This window comes from Streptomyces sp. NPDC052687, from assembly GCF_040678395.1.
Lineage (GTDB): Bacteria > Actinomycetota > Actinomycetes > Streptomycetales > Streptomycetaceae > Streptomyces.
The window spans coordinates 184,810-201,964 of sequence record NZ_JBFATR010000005.1 but is presented as its reverse complement, the minus strand read 5'-3'; the positions used below and the strand labels follow the sequence as shown (position 1 = coordinate 201,964).

At 69.5% G+C, this 17,155-nt stretch carries 15 protein-coding genes and 2 tRNA genes; 5 read left to right on the top strand and 12 right to left on the bottom strand.

The window, feature by feature from the left end; all coding sequences use genetic code 11:
* Positions 1-99: 99 nt before the first annotated feature.
* Entirely contained in the window at positions 100-879 is a 780-nt protein-coding gene (locus tag AB0K92_RS08460) for a DUF881 domain-containing protein (protein WP_365920639.1), read from the bottom strand.
* Positions 880-1,020: 141 nt separating this feature from the next.
* On the opposite strand from AB0K92_RS08460, the gene crgA reads away from it, so the two are divergent.
* Complete coding sequence (gene crgA, locus AB0K92_RS08455; RefSeq protein WP_166000487.1) at positions 1,021-1,275, top strand: cell division protein CrgA; 255 nt, start codon at positions 1,021-1,023, stop codon at positions 1,273-1,275.
* 276 nt (positions 1,276-1,551) lie between these two features.
* Here crgA and AB0K92_RS08450 read toward each other — a convergent pair whose 3' ends face one another.
* A complete protein-coding gene (locus AB0K92_RS08450; protein ID WP_365920637.1) occupies positions 1,552-2,445 on the bottom strand; it encodes a rhomboid family intramembrane serine protease in 894 nt (297 codons plus the stop codon).
* Positions 2,446-2,543: 98 nt separating this feature from the next.
* Positions 2,544-3,077: a peptidylprolyl isomerase gene (locus tag AB0K92_RS08445; RefSeq protein WP_365920635.1), complete on the bottom strand. Its 534-nt coding sequence runs from the start codon at positions 3,075-3,077 to the stop codon at positions 2,544-2,546.
* Positions 3,078-3,360: 283 nt separating this feature from the next.
* Between AB0K92_RS08445 and AB0K92_RS08440 the strand changes: the two genes are divergently transcribed.
* Entirely contained in the window at positions 3,361-4,062 is a 702-nt protein-coding gene (locus AB0K92_RS08440) for a DUF5324 family protein (protein WP_365920633.1), read from the top strand.
* A 492-nt stretch (positions 4,063-4,554) separates the two neighbouring features.
* Here the strand turns inward: AB0K92_RS08440 and AB0K92_RS08435 are convergent.
* A tRNA-Ala gene (locus AB0K92_RS08435) sits at positions 4,555-4,627 on the bottom strand.
* Between the two features lie 184 nt (positions 4,628-4,811).
* Here AB0K92_RS08435 and AB0K92_RS08430 point away from each other — a divergent pair.
* Together AB0K92_RS08430 and AB0K92_RS08425 are read left to right on the top strand one after the other, a co-directional pair.
* Positions 4,812-5,360, top strand: coding sequence for a DNA-binding protein (locus AB0K92_RS08430; RefSeq protein ID WP_166000479.1), 549 nt, complete (start codon positions 4,812-4,814; stop codon positions 5,358-5,360).
* Between the two features lie 164 nt (positions 5,361-5,524).
* A complete protein-coding gene (locus AB0K92_RS08425) occupies positions 5,525-7,138 on the top strand; it encodes a protein kinase (protein WP_365920631.1) in 1,614 nt (537 codons plus the stop codon).
* On the opposite strand, the gene AB0K92_RS08420 is transcribed toward AB0K92_RS08425, so the two are convergent.
* Positions 7,125-8,405, bottom strand: coding sequence for a hypothetical protein (locus tag AB0K92_RS08420; RefSeq protein WP_365920629.1), 1,281 nt, complete (start codon positions 8,403-8,405; stop codon positions 7,125-7,127). The genes AB0K92_RS08425 and AB0K92_RS08420 overlap by 14 nt on opposite strands.
* 322 nt (positions 8,406-8,727) lie before the next feature.
* Positions 8,728-8,856: a DLW-39 family protein gene (locus AB0K92_RS08415; RefSeq protein ID WP_003999697.1), complete on the bottom strand. Its 129-nt coding sequence runs from the start codon at positions 8,854-8,856 to the stop codon at positions 8,728-8,730.
* Positions 8,857-9,196: 340 nt separating this feature from the next.
* On the opposite strand from AB0K92_RS08415, the gene AB0K92_RS08410 reads away from it, so the two are divergent.
* Positions 9,197-9,595 (top strand): DUF6344 domain-containing protein, encoded by a 399-nt coding sequence (locus AB0K92_RS08410; RefSeq protein ID WP_365920627.1) that lies wholly within the window; start codon positions 9,197-9,199, stop codon positions 9,593-9,595.
* Positions 9,596-9,761: 166 nt separating this feature from the next.
* Here AB0K92_RS08410 and AB0K92_RS08405 read toward each other — a convergent pair whose 3' ends face one another.
* The 6 genes from AB0K92_RS08405 to gyrB all read right to left on the bottom strand — a co-directional run bounded on the left by AB0K92_RS08405 (position 9,762) and on the right by gyrB (position 17,148).
* Complete coding sequence (locus tag AB0K92_RS08405) at positions 9,762-10,385, bottom strand: DUF6518 family protein (protein WP_365920625.1); 624 nt, start codon at positions 10,383-10,385, stop codon at positions 9,762-9,764.
* A 161-nt stretch (positions 10,386-10,546) separates the two neighbouring features.
* Positions 10,547-11,008 carry a lactococcin 972 family bacteriocin gene (locus AB0K92_RS08400; protein ID WP_365920623.1) on the bottom strand — a complete coding sequence of 154 codons (462 nt, stop codon included), beginning with the start codon at positions 11,006-11,008 and terminating at the stop codon, positions 10,547-10,549.
* A gap of 282 nt (positions 11,009-11,290) precedes the next feature.
* Positions 11,291-11,367, bottom strand: a tRNA-Ile gene (locus tag AB0K92_RS08395).
* 135 nt (positions 11,368-11,502) lie between these two features.
* Positions 11,503-12,420, bottom strand: coding sequence for a DUF3566 domain-containing protein (locus tag AB0K92_RS08390; protein WP_365920620.1), 918 nt, complete (start codon positions 12,418-12,420; stop codon positions 11,503-11,505).
* Between the two features lie 18 nt (positions 12,421-12,438).
* A complete protein-coding gene (gene gyrA, locus AB0K92_RS08385; RefSeq protein WP_365920618.1) occupies positions 12,439-15,033 on the bottom strand; it encodes a DNA gyrase subunit A in 2,595 nt (864 codons plus the stop codon).
* A gap of 42 nt (positions 15,034-15,075) precedes the next feature.
* Positions 15,076-17,148, bottom strand: coding sequence for a DNA topoisomerase (ATP-hydrolyzing) subunit B (gene gyrB, locus AB0K92_RS08380; protein ID WP_166000462.1), 2,073 nt, complete (start codon positions 17,146-17,148; stop codon positions 15,076-15,078).
* Positions 17,149-17,155: the final 7 nt, after the last annotated feature.

Genomic DNA, 17,155 nt, shown 5'->3' with positions numbered 1-17,155 from the left:
GACTAACGGCGCGGGGCCCCGGCCCTTCGAGGATCGGCTTGGTTCCACGTGAAACCGTGGGCGCGGCGGGGTGCCGGTCCGGCGGTCGCAGGCCGGGGCCTACTCCACGGGCTTCGCGTAGTGCAGGTCGACCGTGCCGGAATAGCCGGGGAGGGTGACCCTTCCGTTCTCCTCCACCTTCCAGCCGAGGCCGTAGACGTTGACGTACACCATGTAGTTCTGGATCGCGGGGCTCGCGGAGAGCGCCTTCTGGAGCTTCTCCGGGTCGCCGACCGCCTGGATCTTGTACGGCGGCGAGTAGACGCGGCCCTGGAGGATCAGGGTGTTGCCGACGCAGCGGACGGCGCTGGTGGAGATCAGCCGCTGGTCCATGACCTTGATGCCCTTGGCGCCGCCCTGCCACAGGGCGTTCACCACGGCCTGCAGGTCCTGCTGGTGGATGACCAGGTAGTCCGGCTGCGGCTCGGGGTAGCCCGGGAGCTTGGCGGTGGCGTCCGGCGGGGCGTCGTTGAGGGTGACGGTGATGGCCTCGCCGGTGACCTTCTGGGTGCCGGCGCTCTTCTCCAGGGCGGCCAGTTTCTCGTCCTCGGCCCGGGTGCTGTTGTCGTCGCGTTCGGCGAGGGCTTCGACCTGATCGCGCAGGGCCGCGTTGGACTCGTCCAGTTCGCCGTTCTTGCGGCTGCGTTCCTGAATGAGGTCGGAAAGCTTCAGCAAGGACGCATCCGTACGGATATTTGTGCCTTTGGCCGTGTGGAAACTGGTGAAGAAAAGGAGTCCCGCGAGAGCGAAGACGGCCACCGTGAGCAGTCGGACGGGACGGAAAGATCCACTGCGGGCAGCGCTGGATCCCGGCTGGGGAGAGTCGGCAGAATTGCTCAACGTACCCTTATCTCCTTCGGCGCCACGGAAGCACTACGCTAACGGACGCCCGGGGGAGCACTCAGTGTCCCCTTGTACGCTGCCCCGAGCCCGACCCAGTTCCCTGCGCGGCCACGCAGCGCATCGACAGGAGAGACCCTCGTGCCGAAGTCACGTATCCGCAAGAAGGCCGACTACACGCCGCCTCCGGCGAAGCAGGCGACGAACATCAAACTGACCACCAGCGCCTGGGTCGCGCCCGTCATGCTCGCCATGTTCCTCATCGGTCTGGCCTGGATCGTCGTCTTCTATGTGACCGACGGTTCGCTGCCGATCGACGCGCTCGGCAACTGGAACATCGTGGTGGGCTTCGGGTTCATCGCCGCCGGATTCGGTGTCTCCACGCAGTGGAAGTAGGCCCTGCCGGGCAGTGAACGCAGTTCTGCCCAGGGCTATCCACTGAGTTATCCACAGCGGTTTTCCACAGTGGGGAAAAAGAACGACGATCTGTGGATAACTCATCGAGGGTTGACGCCGGTGTGACGGAACGACCGGCGTCCGAATGCATGTTCGCCCCCTGTCTGACCTGCGGAAACACGGGCCGGCGACAGGGGGCACAGCTGTTCCCGCACCGTATGCACAAGATCGGCCACACGCTGTGGACAACCGCTGCTCAGGGGGCACGCAAGGCGCTCAGGTGAGCTGCGCCGTCCGCAGGAGGGTCATGCCGACGACCACCGCCAGCACCAGTACGCAGGCCCCCGCCTGCACCGGCGTCCGGCGCTCCCGCGGAGCGTTCAGCAGGGCGTGACCGACGGCCACTCCGCCGGCCAGGCCGCCGATGTGCGCCTGCCAGGAGATGTTGAAGCCGGGGTTGAAGGTGAACAGCAGATTGATCGCCAGGAGGACGAGCACCGGGCGCATGTCCAGGTTGCGGCGGCGCATCAGGACGGCGGTGGCGCCGAAGAGGCCGAAGATCGCACCGGAGGCGCCGAGCGAGGCGGTGTGCGGGGGCTGGAGGAGATAGGCGAGGGCGCTGCCGGTGAGCCCGGAGATCAGATAGAGGGAGAGATAGCGCAGCCGGCCGAGCGCTTCCTCCAGCGGACCGCCGAGGAACCACAGGCTGAGCATGTTGAAGGCGATGTGCCAGATCGCCTCGTGCGTGAACATCGCCGTGACCAGCCGGTACCACTCGCCCTCGGCGACGCCCTGGGTGGGCGTCCAGGGGGCCGGCGGCCACTGGGCGATCAGCATCATCTCCCCGAGCAGGGCCGACGACGCCTGGACGGCGACGAACACCACGAGGTTGAGCAGGACGAGGATCTTGGTGACCAGGTGGGGATCGCCGCTGACGGCGAGGGGCGCCCCGGCGAGATTGCGGGGCCGGGAGGCGCCCGGGTGGTGACCGGTGCCGGAGCCGCCGCGGACGCAGTCGGGGCACTGGAAGCCGACCGAGGCGCTGACCATGCACTCCGGGCAGATCGGGCGCTCGCAGCGGGTGCAGCGCACCCCGGTCTCACGGTCGGGGTGACGGTAGCAACCGGGCAGACTGTGCGCTTCCTGCGGACTTTCCGACACCTGGTCCATCGAGGTCCCCTACGTCGTCGTAAGCGAGAAACGCCCCTTCCATCCTTACGGACGGAAGGGGCGTTTGGTTCCCTATGGGCGATTTAGGACCTTGGTGGTCAGCCCTCGCGGGTCTCGATGACGACCGTCTCGATGACGACGTCGTTCACCGGCCGGTCGGTGCGCGGGTTGGTCGGCGTCTCGGCGATGGCGTCGACGACCTTCTGGCTGGCCTGGTCGGTGACCTGGCCGAAGATGGTGTGCTTGCGGTTCAGCCAGGCCGTCGGGGAGACGGTGATGAAGAACTGCGAGCCGTTGGTGCCCGGGCCGGCGTTGGCCATGGCCAGCAGGTACGGCTTGTCGAAGCGCAGGTCGGGGTGGAACTCGTCCTTGAACTGGTACCCCGGGTCACCGGTGCCGTTGCCCAGCGGGTCACCGCCCTGGATCATGAAGCCGCTGATCACCCGGTGGAAGACCGTGCCGTCGTACAGCTTCGCCGTGGACTTCTCGCCGGTGGCGGGGTGGGTCCACTCGCGCTCGCCCCGCGCGAGCTCGACGAAGTTCCTGACCGTCTCGGGCGCGTGGTCCGGGAAGAGCTGGATCTCGATGTCGCCCTGGTTGGTCTTGAGAGTGGCGTAGAGCTTCTCAGCCACGATGTGCCTTCCGTTGTCTTCCTGTGTCATCCGATCCTCGCACGGCCCGCGCGCGCCTCGCCCGAGCACCCGGGTTCGCCAGCGCGCGGCGCCGATCCGTGGCATTGTCGACGACAAGCTCCCGTTGCCCCGAATTCATCCCTTATCGATCCCCCCGGCGCACTCCCCGTACGGCCGAGTGACCCGGATGCCCGCCCGCACATGCCTCAGCGCGTTCCGGCAGGCATGATCCGTAAAAGGGTGGAAAGTCGAATTACCGTACGCCACCGAGGAGGAGGAACCCGTGACCCGCATCGACAGCGTGCGCGCCGCGACCGGCTCGGCGAAGGACAGCGTGCTGCACGCCGCGGAAGTGGTGGCGCCCTACGCCGACACGGCCAAGGACCGGGCCGCGCACTACGCGCAGGAGGCGCGCACCCGCCTCGCCCCGAAGATGTCACAGGCCGCCGGGCAGGCCCGCGTCCAGTACGCGGCGCGCGTCGCGCCGTATCTGGAACAGGCCCGGTCTCATGTGCCGCCGAAGGTCGACCACGCCGCCCATGAGGCGGCCTACCGCACGCGCATGGCCGCGCGGCAGGCCGCCGTCTACTCCCGGCCGAAGATCGAACAGGCGGTCGCCGCGGCCGGGCCCGTCAAGAGCGAGGCGACCGCGCGAGGTGCCGCCGCCCTGGCCGCGCTGCGCGGTCAGATCTCGCCCCAGGAGATCCAGAAGCTGGTCCGCAAGCACGAGCGCCGTGCCAAGGCGGGCCGCGCGTTCAAGGTCGTGGCGATTCTGGGCGTCATCGGCGGCACAGCCTTCGCCGCCTGGAAGTGGTGGGACAAGCAGGCCAACCCGGACTGGCTGGTCGAGCCGCCCGCCGCGACGGAGGTACCCGAGTCCGGCCGGCTGACCTCGGTGGACGGCAGCGGTCCGTCCGCCCTGGACCCCGAGGTCGAGGCCAAGGAAGCCGAGGAGGAGGCCGCCGACCGCGACGAGCGCGGCTGAGCACCGCGTTTGATCCGTAAGACCGTTGTGGGGCAGGGGAGTTGCGACTCTCCCGCCCCACAGCCGTGTTTCACGTGGAACGGGCAGGCCGCCGCCCTCTCCATGAGCGTTCGCGAAAGCCAAGACCGGGGCCACCGCGAGGTACTTCCCGGCCCGCCCGGTCGCACCTGGCAAACGTAACCCGGTTGCATCTGCGAGCCGGGGCCGCAGGCCGAATCCGGTGCGCCGAACGGTCGGACCCACCCTTGGTCGCGACGACCATGACCTGCACGGACTTACCCGGTGTGCAGCCTGCTCAGGAGAGCGGGAACGAGGCCGGACGGCACGTGCAGCGCCGCAGGGGGCTTCGCGGGAGGCCGCACTCCGTCCTCAGGCCGGGCTCCCTTGCACCCTTCGCCGTCGAACACACGTGCGCATGCGGCGACGGTCCGTCCCGGTGCGCGAAAAGCCCCTCCGTCTCGCGCTGCCGCAAGTCGGAGGGGCTTTCTCGAGTGGAGCCTAGGGGAGTCGAACCCCTGACATCCGCCATGCAAAGACGGCGCTCTACCAACTGAGCTAAGGCCCCGTGAGGGAGACGTCCGGCCCGGAGGAACCACACACCGGCGGGCGCCGCAGACCAGAGTAGCGGGTCGCCCCGGGTATCTCGCAAAAAGATTGGGGGGTCCCCCCGAACGACCACGCTCCGTAAGATGCTCGGCGTGGTTCGCTACAGCGAACCACGGTTTTTGGGGAAGCGATGGGGAGACGCAATGGACGCCGCACAGCAGGAAGCCACCGCAAGAGCGCGGGAACTGCAGCGGAACTGGTACGGGGAGCCGTTGGGGGCGCTCTTCCGTAAGCTCATCGACGATCTTGGCCTCAACCAGGCTCGTCTCGCGGGGGTACTGGGACTGTCCGCGCCGATGCTGTCGCAGCTGATGAGCGGTCAGCGGGCCAAGATCGGCAATCCGGCCGTGGTCCAGCGGGTGCAGCTGCTCCAGGAGCTGGCGGCGCAGGTCGCGGACGGCAGCGTGAGCGCGGCCGAGGCCACCGAGCGCATGGAAGAGATCAAGAAGTCGCAGGGGGGCTCGGTGCTCAGCAACACGACGCAGACGACCAGCAGTTCGGGGGCGCCCACCGTCAAGCGGGTGGTCCGCGAGATCCAGTCGCTGCTGCGCTCGGTCGCGGCCGCCGGCGACATCATCGACGCCGCGGATTCTCTCGCCCCGACCCACCCGGAGCTGGCAGAGTTCCTCCGGGTCTACGGCGCGGGCCGCACCTCCGACGCGGTCGCGCACTACCAGTCCCACCAGAACTGAACCGCCGGCCCGGTCACCGAAGGGGTGCGGCAACCGGGCCGACGCCGTGAACGAACGCGAGGGGGAGGCGCGACGGGGGCGCGCCGAACGGGGGAGCGTGCCGGAGCACGGGGGAATCCGCGAGGGGAACGCACGGGGCCGAGGGGGAGGAGCGGCGTACAGCGATGGGTGAGGTCTTCGCCGGCCGGTACGAACTGGTCGACCCGATCGGGCGCGGCGGGACCGGCGCCGTCTGGCGCGCCTGGGACCACCGGCGCCGCCGCTATGTCGCCGCCAAGGTCCTCCAGCAGAGCGACGCGCACTCGCTGCTGCGCTTCGTCCGTGAGCAGGCGCTGCGGATCGACCACCCACATGTACTGGCCCCCGCCAGCTGGGCGGCGGACGACGACAAGGTGCTGTTCACCATGGACCTGGTCGCCGGCGGCTCGCTGGTCCACCTCGTCGGTGACTACGGCCCGCTGCCGCCGGCCTTCGTCTGCACCCTGCTGGACCAGCTGCTGTCCGGGCTGTCCGCGGTGCACGCCGAGGGCGTGGTGCACCGCGACATCAAGCCCGCCAACGTGCTGCTGGAGGCCACCGGGACGGGGCGGCCGAGGCTGCGGCTGTCCGACTTCGGCATCGCCATGCGGTTCGGCGAGCCGCGGCTGACCGAGACCAACCTGGTGGTGGGAACGCCCGGCTACCTCGCGCCGGAGCAGATGATGGGAGCCGATCCCGACTTTCCCGCGGATCTCTTCGCCGTGGGGCTGGTCGCGCTCTATCTGCTGGAGGGCGCCAAACCGGACGCCAAGGCACTGGTGCAGTACTTCGCGGAGCATGGCACGCCTGCGGCGCCGAAGAACATTCCCGAGCCGCTGTGGCAGGTCGTGGCGGCGCTGCTGCAACCCGACCCACAGGCCCGCTTCCGCACGGCCACCGGGGCGCGCAAGGCGCTCGCCGCGGCGGCGGAGCTCCTGCCGGAGCCGGGGCCCGACGACGAGCTGATCGAGATTTTCGACCAACTCGGTCCGCTCCCGGACGGGTTCGGGCCGGACGGTCCCCGGCCGGCGCCCGGAGTGCGGACGGACTTCCGCTCGGCCACCGCGCGGTCCGGGGGCGACGTGGACTCCCTGTCCGGCACGGGCATGGGCGCGGGCACGGGCTCCGGCTCCGGCTTCGACTCCGGCTCCGCGTGGCCGGGCACGGTGTCCGTGACGTCCGCAACCGATCCGGGGCGTCAGCCCGCGCATCCTCGCCAAGACCCCACCCACAGCCCCCAGCAGGGCTTCCAGCAGGACAAACGCCCGGACCAAGGCCCGTACTCCCCCAACGGCCCCCGGCCCACCCATCCCCCGCAGACTCCGCAGACTCCGCACACCCCGCCGACCTCGCCCGTCCCGGCCGCTCCCCCACAGCCCTCCACCATGTCGGACACCGGCAGCTTCCACCTGCCGCCTCCGCAGGCCCACACCTCGCACCCCCCACAGGCCGAGGCCTCGCGCCCCCCACACCACCCGCACGAACCCCACCACGTCGTCTCCCCCCGCTCGCAAGCCCCGCTGTCGTTCCCGGCGGCCCCGCCGCTGCCACCGCCACAGCAGCAGCACCCCACCGGCACCTCTACTGCTTCGTACACCGCTCGCGACCCGCAGGTTCCACTCCCCGAGCAGAAAACCTCCGGACGCCGCTCGCACGCCGCCGCACGCCGGCCCGGCCCGCCCGCCCAAGCGGTGATCCCTCTGCTGCTGCTGGCCCTCGCCTGCTACGCCGTGGGGTTCTGGGCGCTCACCCAGATCTAAGGGCTCCCCCCGCTCCAAGCCGCCGCGCACGCACCGCCCACACCGCCAGCCCCACCAGAATCAGCGTCCCCGCGCCGAATCCGCCCACCGCGACCGCCGCCATCGCGGCGCCGCCTCCCCCGGATTCGCCCGACGCGGCCTCCCGCTCCCCTCCGGTCACGTCGAAAAGCCCCTGGGGCACGGACCGTCCCGCGTAGAGAGGGCCGTCCTGCGCGTCGCCCTGCACCCGGACGCGCAGCGTGAGCCCGAACGGCCCGGGACCGACCTTCTCGGCGACCTGGGCGGCGAGATGCACGACGAGGTAGTAGGAGCCGGCGAACCGCATACCGCTCACCCGGTCGGCCGAGGCGTACCGGTTGGCGAAGTCGACCGGCGGCAACGGTGCGAGCGTGGCCGACTGCTGTCTGCCGTCGTAGCCGGTGCCGTCGTCGTCGACGAGGGCCCGCACGGGGTTGTGGAGGGACAGCCGCAGGGCGGCGACGGCGTAGGAGTGGTCGGTGCCGCCCGCGCTGCCCAGTTCGGCGGTGGCGTACGGCCGTTGGCCCCAGTCGACGGGGATCTCGTAGAACAGAGTCTGTCCGGGTGTGATGCCGGCGGTCCAGACGCCCTGTCCCAGGGGTGCCGCCGTGTCGAAGCCGGCGCCGCCGGGCCGGCGCCTGGGCTCGTCCGTGGGCGGAGCGGGGGAGGCGGAGTCCCAGGCCTCCGGCGCGCGGCTGGCCGCCGCCTGCGCGAGGCGCGGCTCGGTGGAGACGCCGATTTCCAGCTCCCAGGGCGTCCCACCGGAGCGTCCGGGCCCGACCCGCTCGACGACCACGTAGTACGTCCCGGCGCCCTCGCACAGCGGCCCGTCCGCCTCGCGTGCCCCCGTCGCGGTGAGCGGCCGCGGGCTGCGGGAGCCGCCGATGGTCGCGGTGTCGTAGGAGCAGGATCGGCTGTCGGTGTTCTGGACGGAGACCTTGATGCCGTCGGAGGCGGCGAGGGGAGCGGCCGGGTCGGGTACGGCGGTGGCGGAGACGTACGCGTTCGACGTGGCGTCGAGGTCGAGGCGGTAGTGGGCGGCGGTCCCGTCGGCCGGGAGGGTGCTCCGGTAGGTGGAGCCGGGCCGAAGGAGGGCGGCGTCGGTGGTGCCCGTCGCCGCGCGCACCGGCCGGGCGTCCGCGGCGAAGGCGTACCCGCGCGGGTCGTCGTCCGCCGCTGCGGCAGGACCGGCCGCTCCGGCGAAGTCGGCTGCCGCGGCGGCGTCCCCCGCCTCGAAGTCCCCAGCCACGAGGCCCCCAGCCACGAGATCCCCAGCCACGAGATCCCCAGCCACGAGATCCCCCGATAAAAGATCCGCTGACGCGCGCCCCGCCGATGCGGTGACACCCGCCGCCGCGGGGACGGTCGTCGGCGCGGCCGGCACGGCCAGCGCCCCCACTATCACCGCGGTGACGGCCACGCGCGCGCGTACCGCCGATGAACGACACCACCTCACGCGGGCCCCCTTACCCAGGCGTCCTCGCCGTGCACACACGAAACCCCGACCGCGAGGCGGCCGGGGTCTGTTCAGACTGTTCCGGTTCCGATTGCTCGGACGGGTATGTCGGTGGTCACGAACCCGTGGGCACGGAGTCAGTCGCCTCCGTCCACAGATCCTGCTCGGCGCGATCCGCCTGGATCTGGCGGTACACGAGGAGCCCGCCGATGGCGGCCAGTGCGACCAGGAGAAGCTTCTTCACCGCGCGACCTCGTCTTTCCTTGACGTAGGGGACCTCTGGCGCCCGACTATACACACCGACCGATATCGATCGGTGACCTGCGCCCTGGGCCCAACTCCCGCCCGCGAAGCCGCCGTAGAAGCGGAAACCGCCTTTCCGATCACACGGTGATCAGACCATCACGGATGGTGACACAACGGGCCATTTCGCGCCACCGCAAAGGTCCTCCGGCCCTCTTGCGTCCATACGGGTGGTGTTCATCTGAACATCGACGCGCCACGGGCGTCGGTCCACCACTTCGCGACCCGCATACACATCATGAGGAAAGTACGCAAATCGCCCAACCCGAAAGTGAGGGGCCATGGCCCGCACCACGGTCATGAAGCTGTGGACCGCCTTCGTCACCGCCTTCCTCGCGCTGTTCACGGCGCTCGGACTCGTCACCACGACCGCCGCCGCGGCCGTACCCCAGACCGACTCGGCCAGCAACAGCGGCAAGGGCGCCACCGCCCCGGTCACGACACCGGCGACACCGGCGATGTCCCCCTGGGCCTGGGCCGGCGCCCGGTCCCTGCCCCCCACGATGAAACAGCGGATCCGGGCCGAGGCCCACGGCACCTCCCCGAGCTGCCGGCACCGGCCGCTCGCGGACGCGGCCCCGGCGAACACCGACTGCGCTCCCCTGACCGACGAGTCCGACGCCTCCGACGCCTCCTCGGCCGTTCCGGAAGAAGCCGTCGTCACGCCCCTCCAGCGCTGAGCGCCAGCGGCCATACCCGCAGGAGCCCTCCCCCACCCCACGGCGGGAGTCCTCCGCCCCCCTGATCCTCCTTCTCCACCCTGTCAGCACGGCGAACCGCGTACCGCCCTCACGAAGCGGCCCGGTCACCCCTCGGTGGCCGGGCCTTCGTGCGCGCAGGGGGACGTCACCCCGCGGGACGTACGGACGCCCGCCCCCTCCACAGCGCCCTGACGACCAGGGCGACGACGGCGGCGATCGCCAGCATGCGGGTGACCTGCCATGTGGTCACCACCAGCTGGTCCTGCAGCGGCGCCGGATGAGCCAGGCGCATGGTCGTCTCGACCATGACCACGGCGGGCAGCAGGAGCTGGGACAGAAGAGGCCAGGGACCGCTGAGCGAAGCCTTCCCGGCGATCGCGCAGACGGGCCCCAGGAGGCAGGCGAACACGGCCCACAGCCCGATCATGGACAGCAGCTCGCCCCAGGCGAAGTACTCGGTCTTCCCGGTGGGATCGCTGAGGTCCGCCTTGAGGTAGTCGCCCTGGGCGGCCTTCGTCAGGTAGTAGACCGTGACGCACCCCCAGAGGGAGACGACGCCGAGAACCGCGGCTCCTCTTTTCGAACGGCTCGCCATTCCGGCCGCATAGGCGACCGCGGCATACGCCCACCCGGCACTCAACGTGGCGGAAGCGATCTGGCTCACCGATCCGCTCACCGGGCCGAGCAGGGGCCCGAGAATTCCTACGGCGACGGAAATACCGAGAACCAGCGTCAGTCTCGGCAAAGAAGAACGGAAAGAGGAGCGCACGCGTACAACCTCGCTGTGGGGGGACGGGCAGAAAAACGACCCATGTCCTGGCCGGCACCGCCGAGGCGGCCGCCGGCCAGGACATGGATCAGTACGTCGTGTCTGGCACCGTGCCAGGCAGGGTTCCAGAGACCTGCCGGGCCCGGTGCCGGGCGCCGTGCCTAGTAGACACCCCAGTACGCGCTGCAGGTGTGGGCGGTCCCCGCCTTGGCGTACGCCTTGGCCCAGATGTCCTTCTCGCGGACGTCCTTGTCGGTGGCGTTCGCGATGGAGACGCTGGCCGAGTGCTTCTTCGTCGGGTGGATGTAGTTGGAGTAGCAGCCCTTGTAGACGCCGTCCAGGTTGGTGCCGTAGTTCCAGGTGCCGCCGCCCTTGCTCACGCGGGGGGTCTTCAGGCCCTTGGCACCGGCGGGGTAGCTCACCACGCCCCACTCACTCGGCTTCTCGCCGTTCGGCCCGATGAGCTGGGCCGGCGGCTTCACACCGCTGTCCGCGGTGAACGTGCGGACCTGTACCGGAGCCGGCGCCGGGCCGGCCGCGGTCGCGGGCGCCGCAGCGGTGAGCGCCCCGATGAAAGCCGTCGCGGAGGCGGCGACGGCTATCTTCGTCACAGACTTCTTCATTAATGAAATATCTCCCCGTCAACAAAAAGGGCTGCTGGTCCGTGCGGAAATCGCACACAGCCCTCGGTGATCTCGATGATCAAGATCCACTGTAAACGATCTTGGCGAGAAATTCCCCCATGATTTAAAGCGCCTAATACGGACACATTTCACCTTCAGGGCGAACGCCGACTGCCGGCTCACTGGAGGCGGCGGCGACGAGGAGGAGGCGATGAAGACGGAAGGCGACGACGACGAAAACGACGAAGACCCCCGGTCCATCCGGACCGGGGGTCTTCGTGCTGGTGGGGCTAACAGGATTTGAACCTGTGGCCTCATCCTTATCAGGGATGCGCTCTAACCAACTGAGCTATAGCCCCGCCGCGCTCTGCGGTGTGTGTCCCGCGCGCTGACTCCTGAAGATTAGCGCACGACCGGGCCAGTCCCAAAATCGATGGCCGGGGAGGGGCCGGGACCCCGTCCGGGCCCCACGTCCGGCCCACCAGGGAACCGCCTCACTCGTCCTCGGCGAGCGTCAGCTCCACACCGCCCACGAAGCCCGCGGAGAGGTTGTAAATGAACGCGCCCAGGGTCGCCAGGGCGGTCGCCAGGACCACGTCGATCACCGCGATGATCGAGGTGAAGAGCAGCACGTTGGGCAGGGACAGGAAGGCCTGGAGGTCGAAGCCGTTCGACTCGTTGGAGCCCGTGGCCTCCGAGATGGTGCCGCCCACGGTCGAGAAGACGCCCATCGCGTCCATGACCATCCACAGCACGGCCGCCGCCACGATCGTGCAGATGCCCAGCGCGATCGACAGCAGGAAGCTGACCTTCATCACCGACCACGGATCGGCCTTCGCCACCCTGAGGCGCGCCTTGCGGACGCGCGGGGTGGTGCGCGCCCCGGTGCGCGGCCGGCGTACGGCGCCGCCCGCCGCGCTCGGCGCCGCCTGCCCCGCGGGGTAGGCCTGCGGCGGGTGGTACGGCCCGGTGGGCTGCTGCGGCTGCCGTTCCCCGGGCAGCGGCGAGGCCCCCGGCTGCTGGGTCTGCGGGCCTCGGGTGTCCGTCACAGTTCCCCCCTGGGATCCATGCGTGTCAGGCGAGGGCGAGGTCTTCGCGTTGCGCGCGTTCTTGGCGGATTTGCCGCTCCTGCCGCTCCTGCCGCGCTTGGCGGTGCCGGCGGCATCGGCGACGGGACCGGCGGCATCGGCGCCGGCGTTACCGGCGACGGCGGCGCTGTCGGCGCCGGTGCTTCCGGCACCGGGGTCACCTGCACCGGCGTTCTTCGCAGGCGACGTGACGGCCTTCAGGTTCGTCGTCTGCGGATCCGCCGCCTGCGCGGCGGAGCCACGGCCACCGCCGTCCGCTTCCTGACCGGTCGTTGTACGACCCGTCGAGGTACCGGCCGGTCCGGCGCCCGTGGCTCCGCTCACGCTGTCTCACTCCTCGTGCTACTCGGCCGAGGGCGCCTCACCCTCGTCCGTGCCGGTCGTCGCGGCATCCTCGGCGGTCTCGTCGACGGCCACGTCGCCGTCGACCTCCTCCGCCTCGCGTCCCGCCTCGGCGTTACGTGCGATGCCGACCACGGCATCGCGCTTGCCCAGATTGATCAGTTGGACGCCCATGGTGTCACGGCCCGTCTCCCTGACCTCGTTGACTCGCGTGCGAATCACACCGCCGGAGAGCGTGATGGCGAGGATCTCGTCGGTCTCCTCGACCACCAGCGCACCGACGAGCGAACCGCGGTCCTCGACGATCTTGGCGGCCTTGATGCCGAGGCCGCCGCGTCCCTGGACGCGATACTCGTCGACAGCGGTCCGCTTCGCGTATCCGCCGTCGGTAGCAGTGAACACGAACGTACCGGGTCGAACAACATTCATCGAGAGCAGTTCGTCTCCCTCACGGAAACTCATGCCCTTGACACCCGAGGTGGCGCGGCCCATCGGGCGCAGCGCCTCGTCCGTCGCCGTGAACCGGATCGACTGCGCCTTCTTGCTGATGAGCAGCAGATCGTCGTCCGGCGAGACCAGCTCGGCACCGATCAGTTCGTCGTCCGAACCGTCCTCGCGCTCGCGGAGGTTGATGGCGATGACACCACCCGAACGCGGGGAGTCGTAGTCCTTCAGCGGGGTCTTCTTCACCAGGCCGGCCTTGGTGGCCAGGACCAGGTAGGGCGCCGCCTCGTAGTCGCGGATCGCGAGGATCTCGGCGATCGTCTCGTCCGGCTGGAAGGCCAGCAGGTTGGCGACGTGCTGCCCGCGCGCGTCGCGGCCGGCGTCCGGCAGCTCGTAGGCCTTCGCGCGGTAGACCCGGCCCTTGTTGGTGAAGAACAGCAGCCAGTGGTGCGTGGTGGAGACGAAGAAGTGGTCGACGATGTCGTCTTCCTTCAGCTTCGCGCCGCGGACGCCCTTGCCGCCGCGCTTCTGGGCGCGGTAGTCGTCCGTCTTGGTGCGCTTGACGTAGCCGCCGCGCGTGACGGTGACGACGATGTCCTCCTCGGCGATCAGGTCCTCGATGGACATGTCACCGTCGTAGGGCACCAGCTGGGTCTTGCGGTCGTCGCCGTACTTCTCGACGATCGCCGCCAGCTCCTCGCTGACGATGCCGCGCTGGCGGACCGGCGAGGCGAGGATCTCGTTGTACTCGTTGATCTTCGCCTGGAGCTCGTCGTGCTCCTGGACGATCTTCTGCCGCTCCAGGGCCGCGAGGCGGCGCAGCTGCATCTCGAGGATCGCGTTGGCCTGGATCTCGTCGATCTCCAGGAGCTCCATCAGGCCCGTACGCGCGACGTCGACGGTGTCGCTGCGCCGGATCAGCGCGATGACCTCGTCGATCGCGTCCAGGGCTTTGAGCAGGCCGCGCAGGATGTGGGCGCGCTCCTCGGCCTTGCGCAGCCGGAACTTCGTACGGCGGACGATGACCTCGATCTGGTGCGTCACCCAGTGGCGGATGAACGCGTCGAGGGACAGCGTGCGCGGCACGCCGTCGACCAGCGCCAGCATGTTGGCGCCGAAGTTCGTCTGCAGGTCGGTGTGCTTGTACAGGTTGTTCAGGACGACCTTGGCGACCGCGTCCCGCTTGAGGACGATCACCAGGCGCTGGCCCGTACGGGACGACGTCTCGTCGCGGACGTCGGCGATGCCGCCGATCCGGCCGTCCTTCACCAGGTCGGCGATCTTCTGCGCGAGGTTGTCGGGGTTGACCTGGTACGGCAGCTCCGTGACCACCAGGCACTGGCGGTTCTGGATCTCCTCGACCTCGACGACCGCGCGCATGGTGATGGAGCCGCGGCCGGTGCGGTACGCCTCCTCGATGCCCTTGCGGCCGACGACGAGCGCGCCGGTCGGGAAGTCGGGGCCCTTGATGCGCTCGATGAGCGCGTCCAGCAGCTCCTCGTGGGAGGCCTCGGGGTGCTCCAGGTACCACTGGGCGCCGGCGGCGACCTCGCGCAGGTTGTGCGGCGGGATGTTGGTCGCCATGCCGACCGCGATGCCGGCCGAGCCGTTGATCAGCAGGTTCGGGAAACGGGAGGGCAGGACGGTCGGCTCCTGGGAGCGGCCGTCGTAGTTGTCCGTGAAGTCGACGGTCTCCTCGTCGATGTCGCGGACCATCTCCATCGACAGCGGCGCCATCTTGCACTCGGTGTAGCGCATGGCCGCCGCCGGGTCGTTGCCCGGCGAGCCGAAGTTGCCGTTGGAGTCGACGAGCGGCATGCGCATCGCCCAGGGCTGGGCGAGACGGACCAGCGCGTCGTAGATCGAGGAGTCGCCGTGGGGGTGGTAGTTGCCCATGACGTCGCCGACCACGCGGGCGCACTTGTAGAAGCCGCGCTCGGGGCGGTAGCCGCCGTCGTACATGGCGTACAGCACGCGGCGGTGGACGGGCTTGAGGCCGTCGCGGACGTCGGGCAGCGCACGCGAGACGATGACGGACATCGCGTAGTCGAGGTACGAGCGCTGCATCTCCGTCTCGAGCCCGACGGGCTCGATGCGCATGGCGACCTCGCCGCCCTGCTCCGGGGTGACGGGAGTGTTCTCGTCGGTCATTGCTGGTGGGGATCCTTCCTGGTGCGGTCAGCTGAGACCGACTCAGATGTCGAGGAAGCGGACGTCCTTGGCGTTGCGCTGGATGAACTGGCGGCGGGCCTCGACGTCCTCGCCCATGAGGACCGAGAACAGCTCGTCGGCCTGGGCGGCGTCGTCGAGGGTGACCTGGCCGAGGACGCGGTGCTCCTGGTCCATGGTCGTCACGCGCAGCTCCTCGGCGTTCATCTCGCCGAGGCCCTTGAAGCGCTGGATGGAGTCCTCGCGGATGCGCTTGCCGCGCTGGCGGCCCATCTCGATCAGCGCGTCGCGCTCGCGGTCGGAGTACGCGTACTCGACGTCCTCCCGGCCCCACTTGATCTTGTAGAGCGGGGGGCGGGAGAGGAACACGTGGCCCGCCTCGACCAGCGGCCGCATGAAGCGGAACAGGAAGGTCAGCAGCAGGGTGTTGATGTGCTGGCCGTCGACGTCGGCGTCCGCCATCAGGATGATCTTGTGATAGCGCAGCTTCTCGATGTCGAAGTCCTCGTGGACTCCGGTGCCGAAGGCGGAGATGAGCGCCTGGATCTCCTGGTTCTGCAGGATCTTGTCGATCCGCGCCTTCTCGACGTTGAGGATCTTGCCCCGGATCGGGAGGATCGCCTGGTACTCGGGGTTGCGGCCGGACTTGGCGGAGCCGCCGGCGGAGTCACCCTCGACGATGAAGATCTCGCACTTGGCCGGGTCGTTGGACTGGCAGTCGGCCAGCTTGCCCGGCAGCGACGCGGTCTCCAGCAGGCCCTTGCGGCGGGTCAGGTCGCGCGCCTTGCGGGCCGCCACGCGCGCGGTGGCCGCCTGGATGCCCTTGCGGACGATGTCCGCCGCCTCGTTCGGGTTGCGGTCCAGCCAGTCGCTGAGGTGCTCGTAGACCGCCTTCTGGACGAAGGTCTTCGCCTCGGTGTTGCCCAGCTTGGTCTTGGTCTGGCCCTCGAACTGGGGCTCGCTGAGCTTGACGGAGATGATCGCGGTCAGACCCTCGCGGATGTCGTCGCCCGTGAGGTTGTCGTCCTTCTCGCGGAGCAGCTTCTTGTCGCGGGCGTACTTGTTGATCAGGTTCGTCAGCGCCGCGCGGAAGCCCTCTTCGTGGGTGCCGCCCTCGTGGGTGTGGATGATGTTGGCGAAGGAGTAGACGCCCTCGCTGTAGCCGCTGTTCCACTGCATCGCGACCTCGAGGGACAGGGACTTCTCCTTGTCCTCCGCCTCCAGGTCGATGACGGTGGGGTGCACCACGTCTCCCTTGCGGGAGTTGAGGTACTTCACGAAGTCGACGATGCCGCCCTCGTAGTGGTACGTGACGGTCTTCGGCTCGTGCTTCTCGTCCGCGCCCGCCTCGTCCGCGCCGGCCGTGGCCTTCGCCGACTCGCGCTCGTCGGTGAGCTTGATGGTCAGTCCCTTGTTCAGGAACGCCATCTCCTGGAAGCGCCGCGAGAGCGTCTCGAACGAGTACTCGGTGGTCTCGAAGATGTCGCCGTCGGCCCAGAAGGTGACCGAGGTGCCGGTCTCGTCGGTGGCCTCGTGCTTGGCCAGCGGGGCGGTCGGGACGCCCATCTTGTAGTCCTGGGTCCAGCGGTGGCCGTCCGTCTTGACCTCGACGGAGACCTTGCTCGACAGCGCGTTCACGACCGAGACGCCGACGCCGTGCAGACCACCGGAGACCGCGTAGCCGCCGCCGCCGAACTTGCCGCCCGCGTGGAGCACGGTCAGCACGACCTCGACGGCCGGCTTGCCCTCGGACGGGACGATGCCCACCGGGATGCCGCGGCCGTTGTCGACGACGCGGACGCCGCCGTCGGGGAGGATCGTCACCTCGATCGTGTCCGCGTACCCGGCCAGCGCCTCGTCGACGGAGTTGTCGACGACCTCGTACACGAGGTGGTGCAGGCCGCGCTCGCCGGTGGAACCGATGTACATACCGGGTCGCTTGCGGACCGCGTCCAGACCCTCGAGGACGGTGATGGCACTGGCGTCGTACGAGGTCGAGACGGAGGCCTCGGTGCCTTCGGCCGCGGCCTCGGTGGACGGGATGTTCTCGTTGGGGTTGCCGGAATCGGCCACGAAGCGCCCTTTCTGGCACAGCACGAGCCGG

Coding starts and splice junctions, on each gene's coding strand:
- AB0K92_RS08430 (WP_166000479.1), top strand. CDS start 4,812: ATGGACGCCGCACAGCAGGAAGCCACCGCAAGAGCGCGGGAACTGCAG.
- AB0K92_RS08425 (WP_365920631.1), top strand. CDS start 5,525: ATGGGTGAGGTCTTCGCCGGCCGGTACGAACTGGTCGACCCGATCGGG.
- AB0K92_RS08410 (WP_365920627.1), top strand. CDS start 9,197: ATGGCCCGCACCACGGTCATGAAGCTGTGGACCGCCTTCGTCACCGCC.
- gyrA (WP_365920618.1), bottom strand. CDS start 15,033: ATGACCGACGAGAACACTCCCGTCACCCCGGAGCAGGGCGGCGAGGTC.
- AB0K92_RS08450 (WP_365920637.1), bottom strand. CDS start 2,445: ATGGACCAGGTGTCGGAAAGTCCGCAGGAAGCGCACAGTCTGCCCGGT.
- AB0K92_RS08400 (WP_365920623.1), bottom strand. CDS start 11,008: ATGAAGAAGTCTGTGACGAAGATAGCCGTCGCCGCCTCCGCGACGGCT.